This window comes from uncultured Thiodictyon sp. (genome assembly GCF_903828115.1).
GTDB lineage: Bacteria > Pseudomonadota > Gammaproteobacteria > Chromatiales > Chromatiaceae > Thiodictyon.
In genome coordinates this window covers 1-3,790 of sequence record NZ_CAIKKU010000507.1, presented here as the reverse complement: position 1 = coordinate 3,790, position 3,790 = coordinate 1, and the positions used below count along the sequence as shown (strand labels likewise).

At 63.3% G+C, this 3,790-nt stretch carries 2 protein-coding genes and 1 pseudogene; 2 read left to right on the top strand and 1 reads right to left on the bottom strand.

Annotation, left to right across the window (positions count from 1 at the left end):
- Nucleotides 1-266: pseudogene (locus tag QZY48_RS18530) on the bottom strand (hypothetical protein); the annotation flags it as partial.
- Between the two features lie 155 nt (nt 267-421).
- Between QZY48_RS18530 and QZY48_RS18525 the strand changes: the two are divergent.
- Both QZY48_RS18525 and QZY48_RS18520 read left to right on the top strand, forming a co-directional pair.
- The gene (locus tag QZY48_RS18525; protein WP_295433922.1) at nt 422-1,429 is read left to right on the top strand and encodes an AAA family ATPase; all 1,008 of its coding nucleotides are present in this window, start codon (nt 422-424) and stop codon (nt 1,427-1,429) included.
- Nucleotides 1,430-1,786: 357 nt separating this feature from the next.
- The coding region (locus QZY48_RS18520; RefSeq protein WP_295433920.1) for a S8 family peptidase at nt 1,787-3,790 on the top strand (2,004 nt) is incomplete at its 3' end.

Genomic DNA, 3,790 nt, shown 5'->3' with positions numbered 1-3,790 from the left:
GAGAGCATGGCGCCGAAGGTGCGGTTGTAGTTGTGCACCCGGGTCTCGATGGCGACCGGCTCGCCGCGTTGCAGGGCGGGTTGGGCCTGCTTGATCAGTTCGTGATCGAGCGACTGGTCGAGGCCGTGGTCCTGGGTCTCGCGGTTGGAGATGGCGACCTCCAGGCCGACCTTGGGTTTCATCAGGAGGCGGGTGAAGTCCAGGCCCTGGGCCTTCCAGTGGTCGAGCGCGCGGCGCATCTCCAGCCGATCGGACTGGCCGATCATCGCGGGCGTCGCCCTTGCAGCCCAAATATTCACCGTTTTTCCTGGCCGCTTGGCTGCTATGATTCGACTTAGGCGGACCTACCCAGGCCGCACGACTGATCGCGGCGTTTCTCTCGTTCGAGCATCGTCATCGACCCGCCAACGAGTATCGATCCATGCCGAGCGCTGACCAACTCAAGGCCCTGCTCAAGTCCCATGCGGAGGGGGACGACGACCGCTTTTACTCGGTCGCCATGCAGGTCGCCGCCCATGAGGCACGGGCGGGGCATGGCAAGCTCGCGACGGAACTGCGGTCGCTCATCGACGACGCCAAGGCGCGGCGCGCGACCGGTCAGCCCGAGACCGGTTCCGACCAGGGCCCGACCCCCATCGGCAAGCCACGCGGTGCGCTCGCCGAACTGTTATCGGCGACCTACCCGAAGGCAAGGCTTTCCTCCATGGTGCTGAACGACCCGCTCGCCGCGCAGCTTCAGCGGATCATCAAGGAACAGCGCCACTTCGCCTTGATCCGCGAGCACGGGTTGACCCCAAGGCGCAAGCTCCTGCTGGTCGGCCCACCGGGGACCGGCAAGACTTTGACCGCCGGGGTCCTCGCTGGAGAGCTTGGCATTCCCCTGTTCACGGTGCGTCAGGACGCACTGATCTCCAAGTTGCTGGGTGAAACCGCCGCAAAGCTGCGCCAGGTGTTCAACGCCATGGCTGCCACCCGCGCTATCTATTTTTTCGATGAGTTCGATGCACTCGGCTCCCAGCGTGGCCTGACCAACGATGTGGGCGAGATCCGCCGCGTCTTGAACAGCTTCCTGGTGATGATCGAGCAAGACCTATCCAACAGCATCATCATTGCTGCAACCAATCACCCGGAGATTCTGGACTACGCCCTGTTCCGGCGCTTCGACGACGTGCTCCACTACGACTTGCCCGGCCAAGAGCAGATTCACCTGTTGCTCCTGAACCGGCTGCACGGCCTGGTGACCCAAGGTATCGATTGGGATATATTGTCGCAAGCGGCGGCGGGACTGAGCTTCGCGGAGATCACCCGCGCGGCCGACGAAGCGATCAAGGATGCCCTGATCCATGAGCGTAAGACTGTCACGCAGGCCGACATCGCCGGCTTCATCAGTGAGCGCCAGGCCATCGCGAGCCGGCTGGCAAGGAATTAAACGTCAAGCAGGCGACAAGGAAACATGACGGACTCAACCCGTGACCGACGCCCGCACCTGATTCTGGCGAACACCGCCTCTACCGAGGCATTTCAGACCCGAGGGACGCCCATCACAGGGCCTAAACTCCCCGAGCGCGACCGCGTGACCCATGGCGGCAGCCTGTTGGCCCAATTGGCGGCCATCAAGCCCGTTGCTGAACGGGCGAAGGTCGAGCAAGAGCAGGCGGGGATGGACGCCGGCTTTGGACTGAGCATCAGCTTCACCGGGTTCCCGGACGTGGAACTTGCCTTCGAGAGCCTGGCCCGGGAACGCACCGGGATCGAACTGCTGAACGTCCGCCAAGACCAGACCGAGATGGTCGCGACCGTCTTCGTCCCCGACGGGAAGTTGCCCCACTTTGAACGCCTGATTCAGGACTACCTGGCGGAACACAGGGACCGCTCCGGCAATGTGCGCGACCACCATGCGCTCGTCAATACCATCCAGAGCATCCGGACCGCGGCGATCAAGGAGCTCTGGACCGACACGGAGGACGCTTTCCCGCGAGATGAATCCGAGGTCATCTGGTGGGAAGTCTGGCTGCTGATCCGCCAGGACCGCGAACAGACGGTCATCAACTTCCGACGCCTGGCGACGGGGCTGGATTTCGCCGTCAGCAAGGGGCAGGTCGATTTTCCTGAGCGAACGGTGGTGCTCGTCAAGGGCTCCGTCAGGCAGTTCAAGCGCTCGATCATGACCCTGAATAGCATTGCCGAGTTGCGCCGCGCCAAGGAGGCCGCAGGCTTTTTCGACGCCATTGCGCCACAGGAACAGCGCGAGTGGCTCGATGATCTGCTGAAGCGAACGCAGTACCCTCAACCGGGCGCGGCCGCGCCGGTCGTCTGTGTGCTCGATACGGGCATCAATCGCGGCCATCCATTGATCTCGCCCGCGCTTGCAGCGGAAGACTTGCACAGCGTCGAACCCGGATGGGGTACGGATGACGTTGATGGCCATGGCACCGAGATGGCTGGCCTGGCGCTCTTCGGTGATTTGAGCGCCGCGCTCGAATCCGTCGGGCCGGTACTCATCGAGCACCGCCTGGAGTCTGTCAAGCTCCTGCCTCAGAATGGCGGCAACGCCGGGGATAGCCTGCATTATGGGTATCTAACCAGCGAGGCGGTCGATCGCCCTGAGATTTCCGCGCCATTTCGACCTCGCGTTTTCAGCATGGCAGTCACGGCCACGGATGGACGCGATCTTGGGCGCCCCTCGGCATGGTCCGCGGTCATCGACCGGTTGGCCGCGGACGCGGACGGTGCCGGGCTCATCCCGCGGCTCATCTGCATTTCGGCTGGTAATGTCCGTGACCCCAATGCCTGGCTCAGTTACCCAGACTCATCGGATTCAGACGGAATACATGATCCCGGCCAGGCGTGGAATGCGTTGACCGTCGGCGCATACACTCAACTCACCGATATCACCGAGCCGGATGCGAGTGCATACCAGCCCATCGCCCAGGCTGGCGAACTCAGTCCATTCAGCACGACCTCCGTGACCTGGCAGAGGAGCGTTTGGCCGCTCAAACCTGATGTAGTATTCGAGGGCGGCAACGCCGGCCGCGACGCCGTTTCCGCCAGTGCGCTACCAAGCCTGAGCCTGCTGACCACGCACAGGGCGCCGACCGAACGCCTGTTCTCGACGACCAACGCAACCAGCGCCGCAACCGCCCAGTGTGCGTGCATGGCCGCGCAACTCATGGCAGCCTACCCAGGGCTTTGGCCTGAGACCATTCGCGCCCTCATTATCCACTCTGCCGAGTGGACCCCCGCCATGCGAGGACAATTCCTACGCGCCAACGGACGTGCGAACAAAGGCGAGATCGAGAACCTGATTCGCCGCTGCGGGTACGGAGTTCCTGATTTGGAGCGTGCCTGCTGGAGCGCGTCGGACTCACTGACCCTGATCGTTCAGGACCGCCTGACGCCGTTTCAGCGGGACAAAGGCAAGGAGCCCAAGGCCCGAGAGATGCACCTTCATCAACTGCCCTGGCCCTTGGAAGAATTGGAAGCCTTGGGTGAAACGCCCGTGGAAATGCGCGTCACCCTGTCCTATTTCATTGAGCCCAACCCCGCCGAGCGCGGCATTCGTTCCCGTTACCGTTACGAGTCCCATGGCCTGCGCTTCGACGTACGCCGACCCGCCGAGTCGATCGAGGAGTTCCGGGCCAGGATCAATGCTGCTGCCCGCGACGAGGAGGAAGGCACCCGCAACAAGGGTGGGGACCCGGACTGGACGCTTGGTGTGCAAAAACGCCATCGGGGGTCACTGCACTCAGACACCTGGCATGGAACCGCCGCGGACCTGGCGAGCCGCGGG